This is a genomic window from Nicoliella sp. ESL1120, from assembly GCF_058508515.1.
This window is the reverse complement of record NZ_CP196383.1, coordinates 147,787-164,626: the sequence shown is the minus strand read 5'-3', so window position 1 is coordinate 164,626 and position 16,840 is coordinate 147,787. Positions and strand designations below refer to the sequence as shown.

Annotated in this window: 16 protein-coding genes; 10 read left to right on the top strand and 6 right to left on the bottom strand. The window is 38.7% G+C overall.

The genetic code is table 11. The annotated features are described in order from the left end of the window. The first annotated feature begins 109 nt into the window (after positions 1–109). Positions 110–2,458 carry an HAD-IC family P-type ATPase gene (locus tag ACSYTE_RS00740; protein ID WP_491716822.1) on the top strand — a complete coding sequence of 783 codons (2,349 nt, stop codon included), beginning with the start codon at positions 110–112 and terminating at the stop codon, positions 2,456–2,458. 155 nt (positions 2,459–2,613) lie between these two features. Then, positions 2,614–3,252, top strand: a complete 639-nt coding sequence (locus tag ACSYTE_RS00735) for an HD domain-containing protein (RefSeq protein ID WP_491716821.1) — start codon at positions 2,614–2,616, stop codon at positions 3,250–3,252. Here the strand turns inward: ACSYTE_RS00735 and ACSYTE_RS00730 are convergent. Beyond that, a complete protein-coding gene (locus ACSYTE_RS00730) occupies positions 3,249–3,998 on the bottom strand; it encodes a hypothetical protein (protein WP_491716820.1) in 750 nt (249 codons plus the stop codon). The two genes, ACSYTE_RS00735 and ACSYTE_RS00730, sit on opposite strands and share 4 nt — an antisense overlap. Before the next feature lies 1 nt (position 3,999). Next, positions 4,000–4,536: a Cys-tRNA(Pro) deacylase gene (gene ybaK, locus ACSYTE_RS00725; protein WP_491716819.1), complete on the bottom strand. Its 537-nt coding sequence runs from the start codon at positions 4,534–4,536 to the stop codon at positions 4,000–4,002. An 87-nt stretch (positions 4,537–4,623) separates the two neighbouring features. On the opposite strand from ybaK, the gene ACSYTE_RS00720 reads away from it, so the two are divergent. Continuing rightward, positions 4,624–5,346, top strand: coding sequence for a GntR family transcriptional regulator (locus tag ACSYTE_RS00720; protein ID WP_491716818.1), 723 nt, complete (start codon positions 4,624–4,626; stop codon positions 5,344–5,346). 228 nt (positions 5,347–5,574) lie between these two features. Next, positions 5,575–7,974 carry a phosphoketolase family protein gene (locus ACSYTE_RS00715; protein WP_491716817.1) on the top strand — a complete coding sequence of 800 codons (2,400 nt, stop codon included), beginning with the start codon at positions 5,575–5,577 and terminating at the stop codon, positions 7,972–7,974. A 66-nt stretch (positions 7,975–8,040) separates the two neighbouring features. Here ACSYTE_RS00715 and ACSYTE_RS00710 read toward each other — a convergent pair whose 3' ends face one another. After that, a complete protein-coding gene (locus tag ACSYTE_RS00710) occupies positions 8,041–8,907 on the bottom strand; it encodes an RluA family pseudouridine synthase (protein WP_491716816.1) in 867 nt (288 codons plus the stop codon). A gap of 101 nt (positions 8,908–9,008) precedes the next feature. Between ACSYTE_RS00710 and ACSYTE_RS00705 the strand changes: the two genes are divergently transcribed. Beyond that, positions 9,009–9,404 (top strand): hypothetical protein, encoded by a 396-nt coding sequence (locus ACSYTE_RS00705; protein WP_491716815.1) that lies wholly within the window; start codon positions 9,009–9,011, stop codon positions 9,402–9,404. A 24-nt stretch (positions 9,405–9,428) separates the two neighbouring features. Continuing rightward, positions 9,429–9,905, top strand: a complete 477-nt coding sequence (locus ACSYTE_RS00700) for a hypothetical protein (protein WP_491716814.1) — start codon at positions 9,429–9,431, stop codon at positions 9,903–9,905. A gap of 34 nt (positions 9,906–9,939) precedes the next feature. On the opposite strand, the gene ACSYTE_RS00695 is transcribed toward ACSYTE_RS00700, so the two are convergent. After that, entirely contained in the window at positions 9,940–10,818 is an 879-nt protein-coding gene (locus tag ACSYTE_RS00695; protein ID WP_491716813.1) for an SAM-dependent methyltransferase, read from the bottom strand. Continuing rightward, positions 10,796–11,233, bottom strand: a complete 438-nt coding sequence (locus tag ACSYTE_RS00690) for a helix-turn-helix domain-containing protein (protein WP_491716812.1) — start codon at positions 11,231–11,233, stop codon at positions 10,796–10,798. Before ACSYTE_RS00690 ends, ACSYTE_RS00695 begins: the two co-directional genes overlap by 23 nt. 133 nt (positions 11,234–11,366) lie before the next feature. Between ACSYTE_RS00690 and ACSYTE_RS00685 the strand changes: the two genes are divergently transcribed. Beyond that, positions 11,367–12,050 carry a type 1 glutamine amidotransferase gene (locus ACSYTE_RS00685; protein ID WP_491716811.1) on the top strand — a complete coding sequence of 228 codons (684 nt, stop codon included), beginning with the start codon at positions 11,367–11,369 and terminating at the stop codon, positions 12,048–12,050. 51 nt (positions 12,051–12,101) lie between these two features. Then, positions 12,102–13,703 carry a ribonuclease Y gene (rny, locus tag ACSYTE_RS00680; RefSeq protein WP_491716810.1) on the top strand — a complete coding sequence of 534 codons (1,602 nt, stop codon included), beginning with the start codon at positions 12,102–12,104 and terminating at the stop codon, positions 13,701–13,703. Between the two features lie 40 nt (positions 13,704–13,743). On the opposite strand, the gene ACSYTE_RS00675 is transcribed toward rny, so the two are convergent. Beyond that, positions 13,744–15,297, bottom strand: coding sequence for a bifunctional metallophosphatase/5'-nucleotidase (locus tag ACSYTE_RS00675; protein ID WP_491716809.1), 1,554 nt, complete (start codon positions 15,295–15,297; stop codon positions 13,744–13,746). A 246-nt stretch (positions 15,298–15,543) separates the two neighbouring features. Here ACSYTE_RS00675 and spx point away from each other — a divergent pair, with 246 nt between their 5' ends. Then, positions 15,544–15,942: a transcriptional regulator Spx gene (spx, locus tag ACSYTE_RS00670; RefSeq protein ID WP_260116952.1), complete on the top strand. Its 399-nt coding sequence runs from the start codon at positions 15,544–15,546 to the stop codon at positions 15,940–15,942. Between the two features lie 75 nt (positions 15,943–16,017). Then, a complete protein-coding gene (locus tag ACSYTE_RS00665) occupies positions 16,018–16,821 on the top strand; it encodes a Cof-type HAD-IIB family hydrolase (protein ID WP_491716808.1) in 804 nt (267 codons plus the stop codon). The last annotated feature ends 19 nt before the right edge of the window (positions 16,822–16,840 follow it).

The window sequence follows — 16,840 nt, the reverse complement described above, 5'->3', positions numbered from 1 at the left end:
AATAAGAATATAATAAGACGAATGGTTTTATGATAGCAAACATTTTCACCTCTGCACTAAAGTATTATACAATAGGTATTAGAACTATTATTAGGAAGGGTGGTCATCTATGGCTATCGATTGGCATCAAGTCGATTTTGATCGCGGATTAACCGCAGATCAAGTCAAGGCTAAGGTTGAAGCTGATGAAATTAATCATTCGCCCAAGACGTTAACGAAGAGCGTCTGGCAGATAATTAAAATTAACACATTTACGTTATTTAATTTAATTAATGTTGTTTTAGCAGCTTTTGTTATTTACACAGGGAGTTATAAAAACTTATTATTCCTGGTGGTTGCAGTTATTAATACGGTAATTGGTTCGTTTCAAGAAATTCGTTCGAAACGCCAAATTGATAAGATGACTTTGTTATCGCGTGATAAAACGACGGTGATTCGGGACGGACAAACCGTGACGATTGACCCGAATCAAATTGTGGTCGGGGATGTGATCGAATTAACGCGTGGTAGTCAGGTGCCAGTTGATGGAATCGTCCTCACCACTAGCGCTTTAGAGGTTGATGAATCCCAGATTACTGGTGAGTCGGATTCAATTTCCAAACAACCAGGGGATGAAATCACCTCGGCCAGCTCGGTCGTTAGTGGCAATGCTAAAATGGTTGCTGTTAAGGTAGGGCAGGCTTCGTTCGTTAATCAAATTTCAGCGGTAGCAAAAGATGACGGTGATTCTAACGGTAAGATGTTGAACGCGATTAATCGCATCATTAAGATCTTGACGTTTATCATCATCCCATTAGGGATTATCCTTTTTACTTCCAAAATTTTACGGGGCAGCGATGTTAATAACGCAATTTTAGGAACGGTGGCGGCCGCAACTGGAATGATTCCGGAAGGACTGGTTTTGTTATCATCAATGACGCTTGCGGTTTCTGCAATGAAATTAGCCCACAAACGGGTATTGGTTCGTAACCTCCCCGTAATCGAAACGTTAGCACGGGTCGATACGATTTGCCTCGATAAGACTGGAACCATCACAAGTGGTCAATTAGCGTTTGAAAAATTAGTCCCGTTTACTGGTTATTCAACCAACGCTTTAAAGGAAATGGTTGGTGCTGCTGTCCACAGTATCGGTGATGATAATGAAACTGCGACCGCCTTGAAAGCTGCGATGCCTAATCCTGGTTGGCAGGCGACTGAGGTCCATCCGTTCTCATCGGCTCGAAAGTGGAGCGGTGCATCTTTTAATAATGGTAGTTTTATGGTTGGAGCACCTCAATTTGTGGTGGATCACCTATCCGATGACCAAGCAGCGCTGGTGAAAAAATATGCGGCCCAGGGAAATCGGGTGCTAGCGATTGCTAAAGCTGATCGCTTTGCAGATGAACGCCCCGTTAATCCGTTAATAATTGGCTTGATCTTGATATCAGATGTGATCAGACCAAATGCTGAACGAACATTAAAATTTTTTGCATCGCAAGATGTTGATATTAAAGTGATTTCTGGTGATGACCCCGTTACCGTATCGAGCATTGCTAGACGGGTAAAAATTAAGAATGCCAATCAATACATCGATATGTCAACGGTGGGGTCCGATCCTGACTATCAACAATTAACTAAAACTTACACCGTTTTTGGACGGGTGACGCCCAATCAAAAGCGCGAGTTAATTAAGGGGTATCAAAATGATGGGCATACGGTGGCCATGACTGGAGATGGAGTTAATGACATGCCGGCCTTGAAACAGTCTGACTGTGGAATTGTAATGGCTTCAGGAAGTGAAAGCGCAAAGAGTATTGCGAACTTCGTTTTAATCGACTCGAATTTCGATTCAATGATCGATGTCTTAAAAGAAGGCCGTCGAGTAATCAATAATATCGGAAGTGTGGCCTCGCTTTATTTGATCAAGACGATTTATTCAACGATTCTGACGGTGCTATTTATTTTTGCAACTCATGACTATCCATTCTTACCGATTCAATTGACCCCAATCTCTACGTTCATGATTGGGTTACCTTCGTTCATCTTAGCGTTGGAGCCTAATTACCAACGAGTGACCGACCAATTTACCAAGAAGATTATTGATATTGCAGGCCCAGTGGCAATTAGCATTGTCTTTTACGTGTTAGCAATTTTATTTGCGTCGCGAGAATGGCCGATGGCATATTCGCAAACTTCAACCCTAAGTGTATTAGCAACTGGGGTTTGTTGTTGGATCGCATTACTGATGGTCTCACAACCGCTTAATAAATTTAAGGCACTGGTGGCAGCTGCAACTGGTCTGATCTTCCTATTTACTTTTATGGTAGTTGGTAACTTTTTCTCACTAGTTTCGGTGTTCAATAGTCCACTATGGGGATTTGCTTTGATTATCGTTGTGAGTGCTTATCCACTGATTTTACTAATGCAATGGGTTCGAACACAGTTGGGGATGCTCTTTGATAAATTTAGGACCAATTAGCATCGAACGGTGAATTTAAATCATGATAATTAAAAAAGCAATCCATTTTGCGGCAAATTGCCAACTGGATTGCTTTTAATTTCTAATTGGTATAATTTAGAAAATAAACTATGATAAACTATTGATATTTATTATTGAGAAGGAATGAATAAACAATGGAAACTGCTTTTAATCAAGTTGCGCCATATGTTAAAAATCAGATGCGAAACGATCGGACTGGCCATAGCTTTGACCACGTTGAACGGGTAGTGAACAACGTTCAATCGATCTTGGTGAACGAATCACGTGCAGATGCGCTCGTTGCCCTAACAGCTGCTTATATGCATGATTTAATTGACGATAAACTAGTTGATGATCCTGGTAAACAGATTGCGATCGTTAAGTCTAAGCTGCAAGAATGGCATTATTCTGGGTCTAAAATTGATGCCATTTTAGATATCATTGAACACATGTCATTTAGTAAAAACCTAGAACATCATTATGAATTAACCGTTGAGGGGCAGATCGTCCAAGATGCCGATCGATTGGATGCCATTGGTGCGGTCGGAATTGCTAGAGCCTTTTACTACGGGGGTCACTTGGGTGAAAAGATGTATGATCCATCCTTAAAACCGCGTTCTCAAATGACGATTGAAGAATATCGGAACCCTACAACGATCGTAAATCATTTTTATGAAAAACTATTGAATATCAAAAATAGTTTAAATACCGATACAGCACGTGAAATGGCACGAGTTCGTCAAAAAGTAATGCAGGAATTTTTGACTGAATTTAAGGTCGAATGGGGGGACTAATGGTTCGTAATAAGGCGAATCAACCCGTTGCTTAATACCGTAACGATCAGTGATAGGCAAAGGACCCCGTTGATAATCATGCTAGTTGTGTGCATCCAATTTAGATAAATTGGGGCAACGCCCAGTAGGGTGGCAAAACTAGATACCACGATGATTAAGATCAAAAGGATGAATAACCCAAATTTAATATTGCTTAAATCATCTGCACTTAGGTCGAATCCACCAATTGCAATAGAACTAGCAACTAATATTAAAGCTAATAGCTTCCAGATAGATGAAATTGAAAGAATGCTGATTGGAAATGACCAGTTTGGCAGGGTGGATAAGCTGTTGAGTAGCGCTGGTTCTAATAACCAAGTTGCAATGAATAGGATTGCTGTACAGCCGAAAATGGGCGCAATGCCGATCATGAGGTTACCAAATCGTTGGTAACCACTTTTCGGGTTGAAGGAGTGGTTGACATATCCTAATTTATTATCTTCTGCTCCTCTGGGAACGTGGATTAAGCGAACCCCTGTGATTTTATGACCAAACAAAATTGCAACTATCATGTGACTGAGTTCGTGGATAAAAATCCCTAAGCTACCAAAAAGCACTTGTCCTCGCACCCCATAGCGATTAGCAATTAGCTGTTTGCAGCCATGACTGACTTTTCTTAATGCACAAATAATGATGATCGGAAATATTAATATTTCTACCATCACAGTTGCGTTCGTGCTAATTAATAACTTAATAATATCTGTCATGTTAATTTTCCGTTGCGATATCAGCAAATTCTGCATGAACGAGATTTTTTAAATCCACTGCATCTAATTCTACAGATCTACCAATTTTACCTGAAGAAACAAGGATTTTACCCTGTTTTTCCGCCGAACGATCGATGTAAATCGGGTATTCGAATTTTTCCCAGATCCCGATTGGGGTATTAGCACCGTGTTCATAACCAGTGGTTTTCTCAAGTTCTTTTAATGGCACCATGTTGACCTTTTTATTTCCAGAGACACGGGCGAGTTCTTTTTCGTTGAGATGCTTGTCCAACGGAACGACTCCGACAACAGGGCCGGTCGTCTTACCAGTCAACACAAGGGTCTTGTAAACCCGATGTTCATCAATATCACCATGATTTACGTCAAGTTGAGCAACATCGCCTTGCATGTGGGTCGCAAATTCAAATTGTTTATAGCTAACCTTAGCCTTATCTAGAATTTTTTCAACCAGCGTTTTTTTTAATTTTGATTTTTTAGACACATTAATTACCACCTTTTTATTTATATATTCTAGCATATTGAATTTTCATTTTTAAAAAGCGTTTAATATTCTGTTATACTGAATACAATTATGATTAATTGGACGTTTTCGAGGAGTAGTGAAATGGCAGATTTAGTTTATCACAAAGTGATGCAAGATTTAAAAACGCGAATTAGCCGCAATGAATTTCCCAACAATCGATTACCAGATGAACGTTCTTTGAGTGAATCTTACGGAGTTAGTAGAAGCTCAATCAAACGTGCGTTATCATTTCTGGCTGATCAGGGAATTATTTTCAAAAAGCGGGGCGCAGGAACATTTGTTAATCCCCTTTTTATGAAAGCAAAAACAATTTTTCATTATGATGGTTCTAATATTGGAATCACAGATAGTATGGAAAGTCAGGGAGAATCCCCACAGATCAAGTTACTGGATTTTAAGGTGGTGCCTGCTAGTGAGGATTTACAGCAAGACTTATTTTTAGATGAAGATGATTTTGTTTATGAAATTAAGCGCCTACGTTCTTTTGGTAACCAACCGTTTATGATCGAAACGGGGTACATTCCGATTAGTATTACCCCGAAGTTAACAAAACAGATTGTCTCTGGATCGATTTTTAACTACTTGGAATCGGAGGTCGGTAAAACTGTGACCAGGTCGTTTATGTCAATTATGGCTGAGCCATCAACTGAAGATGATCAAAAGCTATTGGGATTAAAGCCAAATGAACCCGTTGGAGTTATGGAAGGGATTTTTTTCCTTGATGATGGAACCCCGTTTGAATTTTCTAATATGCGATTACACTATCAATATCTGAAGTATAATACGTTTGTTCAAATCAGTTAAGAAAAGGTTAATAATTATCATAAAAGATTGGACTATTTAACCGTTTTCATTCATAATATACGTAATGATTAAAAGTCGACTTTCAAATTGGTGCGTATCAATTTGCAAAAAGGTTGACTTTTAATTTAAATCTATTATCATAGTGATTGTAAATAAAATTAATCGTATTTGGTTAATTTTATGTTGACGTTAATCTATGTATTTAATTTACTAAAGGAGTGTTATTAAATGGCAGAAAATTTCGATTCCAAAGAATATTTGGAAGAAGTTGACAAGTACTGGCGTGCTGCTAACTACTTATCAGTAGGTCAACTTTACTTGCGTGCCAATCCATTATTAAAGAAGCCTTTGACTTCTGATGATGTTAAAGTTAAACCAATCGGACATTGGGGTACTATTACTTCCCAAACTTTCATTTACGCACATTTAAACCGTGCAATTAAGAAGTACAACCTTAACATGTTCTACATCGAAGGTTCAGGTCATGGTGGCCAAGTTATGGTTTCCAACTCATACCTTGATGGTAGTTACTCAGAAATCTACCCTAACATCTCACAAGATGAAAAGGGTATGGCTAAATTGTTCAAGCAATTCTCATTCCCAGGTGGGGTTGCTTCACATGCTGCTCCTGAAACTCCAGGTTCAATCCACGAAGGTGGGGAACTTGGTTACTCACTTTCACACGGTGTTGGTGCAATCCTTGATAACCCAGACGTTATCGCTGCTACTGAAATCGGTGATGGTGAATTCGAAACTGGTCCATTAGCTGCTGGTTGGTTCTCAAGCAAGTTCATCAACCCAATCACTGATGGTGCCGTTTTACCAATCATTAACTTAAATGGGTTCAAGATTTCAAACCCTACTTTATTAAACCGTATGACTGACGAAGAAATTTCTGATTACTTCAAGGGTCTTGGCTGGAAGGCTACCTTTGTTGAAAATGGTACTGACTTCGACGATCATATGGCTTACCACGAAAAGATGGCTAAGGTATTGGATGCTGCTATTGAAGACATCCAAGCAATCCAAAAGCATGCTCGTGAAAACGAAACTCCTGACCACGTTAAGGAACCTGTATGGCCAGTTATCGTTGTTCGTACTCCTAAGGGTTGGACTGGTCCAAAGAAGAACCTTGAAGGCGAACCAATCGAAAACTCATTCCGTGCTCACCAAGTTCCACTTGACATCTCTGCTGAAAAGATGGAACATGCTGACATGCTTGTTGACTGGTTGAAGTCATACAAGCCAGAAGACTTCTTAAACGATGATGGTACTATCAAGCAAGAAGTTATCGATATGGCACCTAAGGGTGACCAAAGAATGGCTATGAACCCTATCACTAATGGTGGGATCAAGCCAGAACCATTGAAGTTACCTGACTACCGCGACTTTGCCGTTGACGTTAACGCTGAAGGCCACGGTCAACCAGTTGCTCAAGACATGGTTGTATGGTCAAACTGGTTAGGTGAAGTTGTTAAACTTAACCCAACTAATTTCCGTGCATTTGGTCCTGATGAATCAATGTCAAACCGTCTTTACGGTGTGTTTGAAAACACTAACCGTCAATGGATGGAAGAAATTGAAGAACCAAACGATGCTTACATGGCTAACCATGGTCAATTAATTGACTCACAATTATCAGAACACCAAGCTGAAGGTTGGTTAGAAGGTTACGTTCTAACTGGTCGTCATGGATTCTTTGCTACTTACGAATCATTCGGTCGTGTTGTTGACTCAATGTTAACTCAACACTTCAAGTGGTTACGTAAGGCTGCTGAACAAACTTGGCGTAAGCACTACCCATCATTGAACTTTGTTGATACTTCCACTGTATTCCAACAAGATCACAATGGTTACACTCACCAAGATCCAGGTATGCTTACTCACTTGGCTGAAAAGAAGCCTGAATTCATTCGTGAATACTTGCCAGCCGATGCTAATACTTTATTAGCTGTTGGTGACGTTGCATTCAGAAGTTACGAAAAGATTAACTTAATCGTTACTTCAAAGCACCCACGTCCACAATGGTTCTCAATCGAAGAAGCTACCAACCTTGTTAAGGATGGTTTAGGTTACATCGACTGGGCATCTACTGACCAAGGTGAAGAACCTGACGTAGTTATCGCTGCTGCTGGTACTGAACCTACTTGGGAAGCTTTAGCTGCAATTTCATTATTAAACGATGAATTCCCAGAAATGAAGATTCGTTTCATCAACGTTGTTGATTTATTAAGACTTCGTACTCCTGAAAACGACCCTCGTGGTTTGAGCGATGCTAAGTTCGATCAATTGTTCACTACTGACAAGCCAGTGGTATTCGCATTCCACGGCTTCGAAGACATGATCAAGGGTATCTTCTTCGATCGTCACAACCACAACGTTCACGTTCACGGTTACCGTGAAAATGGTGATATTACTACTCCATTTGACATGCGTGTTCTTAACCAACTTGACCGTTACGACCTTGCTAAGGAAGTTGTTAACGACGTTCCAGAATACGCCGTTAAGGGTCAATCATTCGTTCGTCGGATGGAAGACATGGTTGCTAAGCACAATGCTTACATCCGTGATGAAGGTACTGATTTACCAGAAGTTAACGACTGGAAATGGAAGCCTTTAAAGAAGTAATTAATCTTAAACATTAATTGCTGACAAGCAAAAAAGTTCCGAACCTGAATGGGTTCGGAACTTTTTTTACATAATGAAATCATCTGGTATCGGGGCTTCAATTAAATGATGTTGCATTTCAAATGGTTGAATTAAATCTAACCGATATGAATGGAGTTGAAGCGGGCCATTGCTTGTGGGATTATATAATGGATCACCAATCAATGGGTGTCCAATTGCTGCTAAATGGACCCGAATTTGGTGGGTGCGGCCAGTTGCTAGGCGGACTTCCAGCAATGTTTGGTTCGCTCGCTGCTGAATTACTTGATAGTGGGTGATAGCTGAAACGGCGTTTTGACCGTTGACCATGCGCTTTCTTTGATCATTTGGATCCAATCCGATCGGCATTTCAATGGTTCCAGCCATGGTGTTCATTGTTCCTGTAACCCAAGCTAGGTATGTGCGTTTGATTTGTTTCTCACTAATTAAACGGGTCAAAATTGGGACAACGACCGGATTTTTACCAAAGATGATTGCCCCAGATGTTTGTTGATCGAGTCGGTGAATGATATATGGTCGTTGTTGTTTATCAGCTAAGTATGCTGCCACATGATTAATGGTGGCCCCTGTTTCGCCAGGTTGATTCGGATGCGTTTTATCACCACGCTGTTTGTTGATAACGATTAGATCGTCGGTTTCATAAATTGGTTCTACGCCGGTCGATGAATCGGCAATCGGAATTTGAACGGGTTGAAAGTCAGTGGGCTCAAAGGTTAAGTCCACTTGGTCGCCATCTTCAACTGTAAAATTCATTGGCAGGTAATGGTCGTTAACCAAAACCCGCTGGGCCCGTCTTAGTTTAAAAATAAGGTGTTTGGGAATTAACAGTTGTTGACTTAATAATTCACGAACTGTGCAAGTTCTCCTTGCGGTTAAATGGTATTGCCAACTCATTCGAAGTCCTCCCGACTAATAAAAATTAGTAATAATAGTTGTTTATGTTAATGGATTGTGGCATTGTTATACTAGATAATGATTCAGAATGGATGGGGAAAATGCAAAATAAAGAGTTGAATATCGGAGCCATATGCTCACTATTTGTGTATATTTTAATTAATGTAGTGATGTGGGTGGGGTCTTCGTTACTTAGCGGAGACGCACTAATTAAAACGGTCCTGATTGCGTGTGTGTTATACTTATTGCCAATTGGACTAGCTTACTTGAAAATTCAATTTGCTTATCATATTTTAGGATTAATAATGATTTTTTACACGCTTAGTTTTATTACATCGGTTACTTTAATTACTGATGGTTCTATTAACATCTGGATTAGAATTATTAACCTCTTGTTTGGAATTTTAGGCATCTTGATTAGTGTTGTGTGGTTTCAAATGGTGTTTAAAAATTCTCAAAAACGAGTTGCTGCTAGGTTAAAACGAAAAAATAAATAGGAAACGGTGAAAATAAAAATGGAAATGGATGTTCAAAAATTTATCGATCAGGTGACTAATGAACAATTTGCTGCTACTAATTTTACAATTAAAAAATCTGCATTGGAAAATGATTTAGCTTCTGTTTTTGCACCAATGCTTAAATTTATTACTGAACAAATTCAAAGCAATCAAATTGCTCAAGCACGTTTAATTGTAGATGATTCTGATATTGTTTTTAAGTTGGAAACGGGAATTATCAATTTGCCTTTCAACTATGTAAAAGCAATCAGTAAGATCATGTCAGGAGATGGGGTGCAACCCATTAACGTTTACATGATTGTTGAATCACCAGAAGTTAATCGCTCTAAGCTTAGAATTGATGAACTAGCTTCTGCTAATGAATTTATCGCTGATCAATCTGAAATGTTAAATAAGGTGACCCAATGGGCCCAACTTCAAATTGACAAAATTAATTCTAATGATGAGGCAATCGATACAGATGCCGAACAGACAAATTAATTTACTAAAAAGACCCCGTCTTAGACAGGGTCTTTTATTTTACAATGTATAACTGATCATGAATCAAATCAAATGGTTGGTGGTGTAAATTAAGTTCTTTGGCTGCCTTCTGATCAGTAAATTCAGCATTTTGCCAGAATTGCTTTGAGTTGGTAGCACCGTTTTTTTCACCAATTACGATTAACTTAATTTTACGTTCAGCTTTACGAATTGCTTGTAACAGCTCCCAGTCAACTGGAACCCCGTCTGGTGACCAACACATGATAATGGTATCAACGGTTGATTCATACTTATGAAAAGCCGTTAGTGCATCTAGTTTTTCGACATTAGTCACTGGATGCTTACCAGTTTCGTTCTCATTGACCCATTCTAAACTATCGGTTGCAATTACGTTTGTATTATTATTCCTGAGCCCCTTTGAAATATAACCGTTGCCAGCCATTACTTCCAACACCGTTTCATTGCCAACGTATTCAGAAATTGCCTTTGTGAATGGAGCTGAAATATAAGCCCACATCCCGTACTGTTCTTCGAGGTAATCACGATAAGAACGTAATTGTTTATCTAGTTTAGGAAGCGCATCTGAATATTGATTCCATAATTGATCGCCCTCATCACTGTCGGCTGGAAATTGTTTATTAACGGTTTGAAAAATGGTATCTTGGATATTATCTGGCAGTAATAAATTAGGCATATCCTGCGGTAGATTGCCAGCGCTCAATAGCTGATCACTAATTAACACATTATTGATTAAAAATTTAATTTCACCAAAATCGCTGAATAGGTCAGCATATTGTTTTAATTGTTCAATATAACTAGGCCGATGGGTAACTTGGTTGTTTTTTTTCAGCTTTTTGATTAATTTTTTACGGTTAATGGGTGAACCCTCCTTATTCTTCTGTTTCAGGACCAAAGTCAAGGTTTAATTCTTCTTGGTGGTTATTAGCTTGCTTTTTATCGTTATGATTTTGTTGACCAATCATGTATGCACGAATTAATTCAAAAATCTCGCGCTTATCGTTTCTGGAAAGTGGGTTTTCATCGAATTGTAAGTCGTCTGCACTAATTAATGAACGGGCGATATCTTTGATATTATCGTCGTTTCTTCCAACTAAAAAATCAATGCTAACGTTAAAAAAGGTCGCTAATTTGATTAGTTCTGGAATCGAAGGTGAACGAAGGCCTAGTTCCCATTTGCCCAATTGTGCTTCCGTATTGGGATGGGGCTTAGACTCAAACTGTTTGTTTAAAGCGGCGGCTAATTGGCTCTGGGTCAAATTATGTCCCCGTCTTAAGGCCCGTAGTCTTTGTCCGAAAATAGATAACATAAGATCACTCCTTAGCTGTATTATACAGCCAAAAGTGATTTCTGAATACTAGAACGGGCCAAGTAATCGACCTAATAGCAAATTTTAGTTATAATTATAATGTATGAACTTAAATTTAAAGAGGGTTATTAAAATGAAAATGTTAGTTTTACAACATAATGAGGTAGAAGGACCTGGATTAATTCAGGATTGGGCCGAAGACAATAACTACGATGTGTTTACGATCCGCCCCGATATGGGAGCACTTGTGAATCGTTTTCGGGTCGACCAATTTGATCTACTAGTCATTATGGGTGGTGGCAACAGTGCTGAAGATAGTGATTCATGGCTTGCTGATGAACGAGATTTAATTCATCGTGCTCATGATGCCCATAAGCCGATCTTTGGGGTTTGTTTGGGAGCTCAACAAATCGCGCTTGCTTTTGGTGGGATGATTGATAACACGATCGTACCTGAAATTGGTTGGTTCCCCGTTCATTCAGATAGCCAAAGCCCACTGGAGTTACCAGAAGAGTTGACCGTTTTGCATTGGCATGGCCAACAATTTACATTGCCTCCCGATGCCAAAAGATTATTTGCTAATCAAATCGATCAAAATCAAGGTTTCATGTTGGGAGATAACATCATCGGGCTTCAGTTCCATTTTGAAATGAAACCAGATAGCGTTAGTTCATTAATTGATTTTGACCATGATTTTATTGCCGATACTGACGCTCCCAACCAAGTTCAACAAACGCCTGAACAAATTGGTAGCTTTGAAGTGGCGCCGCAAAACAAGGCTGTCCTTTACCAATTATTGGATTCCATCACAAAATAAATATGTTATCATATTATATAGGATTTTAAAGTAGAAGGGAGGGGATATTTGTTGTACCCATTAGTAGGATTATTAATGCTAGTTGTGGGGGGAATGTGCGGTATCATTGCCAGTAATAAGCAAACAGACAAAAAGTTAGCTGAAGCAAAAAAACAGGCAAGTGATTATTTACAAGCGAAGCGAACCCATATTGAAAACAAAAAGCAACGGATCATTAAGAAAAATCAAGCCCAAACTGCTGATTATGAACAGACCATTTTAGAGGACCTGAACACTCAAAGGGCTGATAATCAGACTAGGGAAGTTCGGATTCGGCAACATGATGAATATCTGAAGCAGCTTAGTAATCGGATTGATGATGATGAAAAACGGTTTAATGAGATGAAAACGCTGAACTCACAAAGCAAGCAAAATGTTAAAAAAACCCAAGCTGCTGCTGATCAGTTGGTTAATAAGCGGCACTTAATTTTAAATCAAAGCAGTCAGCTTGATGATGAGACCGTTAAACGAATCGTTCTTGATAACACTGCTCATGAATTGAAACGGGAAAGTGATATTGAGGTCAAATACCTACGTGAATCCACTGAAACCTACGCAAATCGAATAGCAGATAATATTATTATTGAGGCGATTCAAAGGGGTCCTGAAGATGTACCACGAAGTCACATTGAACGAAGTGTTAACGTTCCAACTGCAGAAATTAAAAATCGCCTGTTAAGTCATGATGAACAACACCTTCGTTTAATTGAATCATTGACTGGGACGCATCTAATGTTTGATCCAGATGATTATTTGATGCTTCATATTGTTACCCATGATCCAATTCGACGCGAGGTAGTTCGGCGGACACTGAATTCACTGATCGTTTCACGTCAAATTAACAATAATAATATTGAAACTCAGGTTAGCAACGCGACTCATGATGTAAATGATGAACTACGTGAAACTGGTGAAGATGTGGTGCTTTCGCTGCATTTAGGGACTATGAATCCTGATTTAATGAAGATTATTGGGCGATTGAAATTTCGGACCAGTTATGGCCAAAATGTTCTTTACCATTCAATTGAAGTTGCCCAAATTGCGGGGGTCATTGCTAGTGAGTTGGGGTTGAATTCACAGTTAGCTCGTCGTGCTGGGATGTTACATGATATTGGAAAATCAATTGACCATGAAGTTGAGGGAACCCACGTTGAATTAGGGGTCAAACTTGCTGAGACCTATCACGAGGATCCAATTATTGTAAACGCAATTGCTGCTCACCATGGTGATGTTGAGCCAATTAGTTTAATTGCAACCATCATTTCAACCGCTGATGCTATCTCAGGAGCTCGTCCTGGGGCACGAAGTGAATCAGTTGAAGAATATGTTACTAGGCTTAAGAACCTTGAAAAAATTGCAAATACGCAATCTGGTGTTAAAGAAAGTTATGCTATTCAAGCTGGACGAGAAATTAGAATTATCGTTGATCCTAAGAAGTTAAGTGATTCTGATATGGCTAATATGACTAGAAAAGTTCAATCTAAAATTGAAAATGACTTAAGTTACCCAGGTAAAATTAAAGTAACTTCGATTCGGAAGCTAAACGTAGTCCAATACGTTGGTGATATTCCGAACCGTTCAAAACGCAAACGTTACGCAAATGCTTCTAATTAAAAAGACATCATAATCAGTTTTGATTATGATGTCTTTTTAATTACTCAATCACTTTAAAGTTATGATTATTAGTGGCTTGAATGGTGGGATGGTTACGAAGATAATTAGCAATTAGTTGACTCATCATTACTGAATCCTTAGCAATGATCTTATCATTTTGATACATTGGAAAGTGACCACCACCAGAAGCACGGTATTGATTCAATACAATCTTTAACTTTTGATCAGGGCGCACCGGTTGGCCATGGTAAGTTAAATTAATAATGCGATTACCGACGGGATTGCCGACCTTAATCGTGTAGTCGACGCCCTCATACATATCGTAATTATAATGGCGTGCCTTTGGATAAACGAATGCCTCGTTGACTACGATTTGATGGTTTTTAACGGCAAAATACTTCGCACTAATTTCCATGGCAGCTTTTAGGTCCGCTCCGCTGATTTCTAAGACGGCTAATTTATTTGGATAAACATAGTTAGTCATAATATTACGCATGGTAATGGGGTTTTCAAATCCATGGGCTTCGTTATTGAATAGTGCGGTTGCTGAGATATCGACCCCCATCGTTTCCATCTGGACCTTTTGAATAAATTCAATAAAACTAGTTTTATGAATCCTTGCATCGAACGCATCATCGAAATAAAGCGAACCATTAATTTTAGAAAGGGGTTCATCTAACCAGTCGTTCACTCGGTTACTCAACGGCTTAATGTAGTTCTTAATTTCAGCATCGGGTTCATAGTCGGCAGTTTTAATTAGTTGAGCATCGCTATTAATTACTTGATAGCGATCATTGACCTTTTGAATGTCTAATTCGATTTTACCAACGAATTCACCACGATGCCCAGGCTGGGTGACCGGCACGTTAAATAATTTTTCAGCAATTTTTCGATGCTGATGGCCCGTCACTAATGCATCAATCCCAGGGACGTCCTTTAGCATCGCATAGCTTTCGTTTTCTGAATCTTCTAGTGGCTCGGTCGCCACGCCCTTACTATTTCGTTCAAATCCACCATGATAAGCAATGATAACAATATCAGCTTTTTGACGGACGATCGGCACGTATTTTTTGGCGGTTTCTGCGACAGAAAGAAACTTGAGCCCAATTATATTTTCGGATGATTCCCACTTGGTTGCACCACGGGTAGTCATTCCAATGATTCCGACATTGACGCCCCCGATGTTTTGGATCGAATACGGGTCGCCCAATATGTGATTTCCTTCACTGTCAACGATGTTAGCGCATAGTATTTTGCGATCAGTGTTTTGAATCGATGTTTGCATATACTTTAATCCATAATTAAATTCATGGTTACCTAACACCCCATAGTCGTAATCAATCATATTAAAGGCGTGGTCAATTTGATCTGGGCCATTTTGTTTTTTGATCTTAGCAATGTAGTAAGCCAATGGGGAACCTTCAAGGTAATCACCATTGTCGATTGTAATGGTATGATCGTTTTCCGTTTGTAATTTGCTAATGCATGAAGCAGCTCTTTCTAACCCGAATGGTTTATCGTTTTGGGCACTGACATAATTAGTAGGTTCGATAAAGCCATGGGTATCGCTAGTTGATAGAATCGTCAATTTCATACATATACCTCCATTACATTAATATTTAGTTAATTAAAATTATAATCGGATTTAACTTTAATGTAAATTTATTTAGTATCTGGTTGCAAAACAATTTATAATGTTTTATTAATTAAGCTGTCGATTATCTTGACTATCTATTGAACTATGATAATATAAAATTGTTATAAGTGAATTTTGTGATTGATTTACATATTTCGCTTATAACCGTCGATATATCCAATACACTTAAAGGAGTGGATGTTCATGTTAAATCTTTATGTAGCACCTAGTAGTGCATCAAGTCGGAAAGCTCGCGCTTGGCTTAAGGAACACGATATTCCTTTTAAGGAACGTAATATCAATTCCAATCCATTGAACGCTGATGAAGTAAAGCAAATTCTTCGTCTAACTGAAAATGGTAGTGAAGATATTATTTCTACTAGATCTAATATCTTTAAGAAGCTAAACTTAAACTTGGATGACTTATCAGTTTCACAATTAATTAAATTGGTTGTGAAATATCCTGATTTAATTAGACGTCCAATCATCTTTGATGATAAACGCCTAGAAGTTGGCTATAACGAAGAAGAAATTCGTCGTTTCCTACCTCGTAAGGTTAGAGAAGCAGAATTGCGTCAATTAGAAGCTCAATTGGGTGCCTAGTTTCGTGATTTGAAAAACCAAGCATTAATTTCTGTGATGAAATTAATGCTTTTTTTGTAATAGGAGAGAATAAACATGATAAAAATGATTGCACTGGATTTAGATGCAACTTTGTTAACAAGTGATAAAACAATTAGTCCCTTTAACACTCAGGTGATACATAGGTTACATGCAGCGGGAATGAAAATCGTAGTTTGTACAGGACGACCAATTAATGTGATTAAGGGTTATCTTGATCAATTGGGGTTAAATCAAGCTGATGACTATACGATTACTTTTAATGGTTCACTAGTAATTAATAATCGGACTAAGGAGCCGATTTTTAAATTAGGGATGCAGAAGGATGATTTTGAACCCATCTATAAATTTGTTAAACAAAATCATTTACCGTTGAATATTTTAGATTTTGATTCCATTTATGAATTGACCGAGTTGGCACCATCCCAATATTATAAGATCATGAATGCAGATGTAAAATTCATCCCCCAAACGTTTGCAATGTTACCAGATGATCAACAGTATAGTAAGGCGATTATGTCTGATGATCCAAGTGTATTAGATGCGGCCCGCGCTAATTTTGATAATCAGGGGCATTATCATATCGTCCGTTCCCAACCCAATATTTTAGAGTTTTTAGCTCCGTCCATAAATAAAGCCGTTGGCCTAGAGGCTTTACTTAACCATTTTGGGTGGACCTTTGCAGACCTGATGGCTTTCGGGGATGCTGAAAATGATTTAGAAATGCTTTTAGCCGCTGGCATCGGAGTAGCAATGCAAAACGCTCAGCCTAATATAAAGCAAATTGCGAACCAAGTCACTGAATTTGATAATGATCATGATGGGGTCGGTAGATTCTTAAACCAAGTCTTTAATAAATAAATACCGCTATTGCTAGCGG

Excerpts from the sequence above, each read along its gene's own strand:
- ACSYTE_RS00690 (WP_491716812.1), bottom strand. The coding sequence starts at position 11,233 with ATGTTATCTATTTTCGGACAAAGACTACGGGCCTTAAGACGGGGACAT.
- spx (WP_260116952.1), top strand. The coding sequence starts at position 15,544 with ATGTTAAATCTTTATGTAGCACCTAGTAGTGCATCAAGTCGGAAAGCT.
- ACSYTE_RS00675 (WP_491716809.1), bottom strand. The coding sequence starts at position 15,297 with ATGAAATTGACGATTCTATCAACTAGCGATACCCATGGCTTTATCGAA.
- ACSYTE_RS00685 (WP_491716811.1), top strand. The coding sequence starts at position 11,367 with ATGAAAATGTTAGTTTTACAACATAATGAGGTAGAAGGACCTGGATTA.
- ACSYTE_RS00740 (WP_491716822.1), top strand. The coding sequence starts at position 110 with ATGGCTATCGATTGGCATCAAGTCGATTTTGATCGCGGATTAACCGCA.
- ACSYTE_RS00665 (WP_491716808.1), top strand. The coding sequence starts at position 16,018 with ATGATAAAAATGATTGCACTGGATTTAGATGCAACTTTGTTAACAAGT.
- ACSYTE_RS00705 (WP_491716815.1), top strand. The coding sequence starts at position 9,009 with ATGCAAAATAAAGAGTTGAATATCGGAGCCATATGCTCACTATTTGTG.
- ACSYTE_RS00730 (WP_491716820.1), bottom strand. The coding sequence starts at position 3,998 with ATGACAGATATTATTAAGTTATTAATTAGCACGAACGCAACTGTGATG.
- ACSYTE_RS00700 (WP_491716814.1), top strand. The coding sequence starts at position 9,429 with ATGGATGTTCAAAAATTTATCGATCAGGTGACTAATGAACAATTTGCT.
- ybaK (WP_491716819.1), bottom strand. The coding sequence starts at position 4,536 with ATGCTAGAATATATAAATAAAAAGGTGGTAATTAATGTGTCTAAAAAA.
- ACSYTE_RS00715 (WP_491716817.1), top strand. The coding sequence starts at position 5,575 with ATGGCAGAAAATTTCGATTCCAAAGAATATTTGGAAGAAGTTGACAAG.
- ACSYTE_RS00720 (WP_491716818.1), top strand. The coding sequence starts at position 4,624 with ATGGCAGATTTAGTTTATCACAAAGTGATGCAAGATTTAAAAACGCGA.
- ACSYTE_RS00735 (WP_491716821.1), top strand. The coding sequence starts at position 2,614 with ATGGAAACTGCTTTTAATCAAGTTGCGCCATATGTTAAAAATCAGATG.
- ACSYTE_RS00710 (WP_491716816.1), bottom strand. The coding sequence starts at position 8,907 with ATGAGTTGGCAATACCATTTAACCGCAAGGAGAACTTGCACAGTTCGT.